This is a genomic window from Allobosea sp. 2RAB26, from assembly GCF_052115465.1.
In the GTDB taxonomy this organism is placed as follows: Bacteria; Pseudomonadota; Alphaproteobacteria; order Rhizobiales; family Beijerinckiaceae; genus Allobosea.
In genome coordinates this window covers 1-1,704 of sequence record NZ_JBFRGS010000055.1, presented here as the reverse complement: position 1 = coordinate 1,704, position 1,704 = coordinate 1, and the positions used below count along the sequence as shown (strand labels likewise).

1 protein-coding gene is annotated in these 1,704 nt (G+C 71.7%); it reads left to right on the top strand.

Annotation, left to right across the window (positions count from 1 at the left end):
* The coding region (locus AB4118_RS33940) for a type I secretion system permease/ATPase (protein WP_441493887.1) at positions 1-1,574 on the top strand (1,574 nt) is incomplete at its 5' end.
* Positions 1,575-1,704 lie beyond the last annotated feature (130 nt).

The following is a 1,704-nucleotide window of genomic DNA, read 5'->3' as shown; positions in this document are numbered from 1 at the left end:
TGTTCCAGGGCGCCTTCGACGTGATCCGCTCGCAGGTGCTGGTCCGGGTCGGGGCCMGGCTCGACAAGGATATCGCGCCGCTGGCGCACCGGGTGGCGATCGACATGCCGCGTTTCGGCTTCTCGAGCACCGAGGCGCTGGAGCGCGGGCGCGATGTCGACACSGTGCGCGGCTTCCTCGGCAGCCAGGGGCCGGGCGCGCTGTTCGACCTGCCCTGGATCCCGCTCTATCTCGCCTTCGCCTATTTCCTGCACCCCTGGCTCGGCGCGCTGACGCTGGCGGGCGCSGTGGTGCTGACCCTGCTGACGGTGGCSAGCGAGATCCTGACCCGCCGGCTCAACGGCACGACGCGCCAGGCGGCGATCACCCGCGGCGCGATCGCCGATTCCAATGCCCGCAATGCCGAGGTGCTGAAGGCGATGGGCTTTGCCGACCGGGCGGTYGAGCGCTTCAACCTKGCCAACCGYGAGCAYCTGGCGCTGCAGACCAAGGCCAATGACCTCGGCGGCAGCCTGGGCGCGGTCTCGCGCGTGCTGCGCATGATCCTGCAATCGGCGATCCTYGGGATGGGCGCCTATCTGACGATCAAGGGCGAGCTCTCGGCCGGGGCGATCATCGCCTCCTCGGTCGCCTCGTCGCGGGCGCTGGCGCCGGTCGATCTCGCGATCGCCAACTGGAAGTCCTTCGTCGCGGCACGCGCCGCCTTCCAGCGCCTGCGCGAGACGGTSGTGGCGCTGAGCCAGGCGGTGGTGCCGATGCAGCTGCCGGCGCCGGTCGGCGCGCTCAAGGTCGACAAGATCACGGTTGCCGCCCCGGTCTCGGGCCAGGTCCTGCTCAGCGAGGTCGGCTTCGACCTGAAGGCSGGCACGGCGCTYGGCCTGATCGGCCCGAGCGGCGGCGGCAAGACGACGCTGGTGCGGGCCCTGACCGGGATCTGGCCGTGCCTGCGCGGCTCGGTCCGGCTCGACGGSGCCGAGCTGGCGCAATGGCCGGAGGCCAGCCTCGGSCGCTTCATCGGCTATCTCCCGCAGGAGGTCAGCCTGCTCGATGCCAGCGTCGAGGAGAACATCTCGCGGCTCTCGGCTGAGAGCGACGCCGCCGGGGTSGTGGCGGCRGCGAAGGCGGCCGGCATCCACGAGATGRTCGTACGGCTGGCCGATGGCTACCAGACCCAGCTCGGGCCGCAAGGCGCGGCGCTCTCGGCCGGYCAGCGCCAGCGCATCGGCCTGGCGCGGGCGCTCTAYGGCAAYCCCTTCCTGGTCGTCATGGACGAGCCGAACTCGAAYCTCGACGGCGAGGGCGAGAGCGCGCTCAAGGCGGCGATCGAGACGGTCAAGGAGCGCGGCGGCATCGCGATCATCGTGGCGCACCGGCCRAGCGCGCTSGCCGCCGTCGACTTCGTCGGCGTCATCCAGAACGGCAAGCTCGCCGCCTTCGGGCCGCGCAACGAGATCCTGACCCCGGCGACGACGCAGGTCGCCCCGGCCAGCACGCCGGCAGCACCGCTGCGGATGCCGCAGGCCAGTCCYATCGCAGCTCCCTTCAAGCCTGCGCATGAACGGGTGTCGGCATGATCGAGATCARRACCCTCAAGGCCCCGGCGCCGGGCGCGCCSKCCGCGGAGCAGAGCTACCGCAAGATCACCGACGAGGACGCGGCGCCGTCGTCGCGCTGGCCGGCGCTGGTCGTGCTCGCGCTGACCGC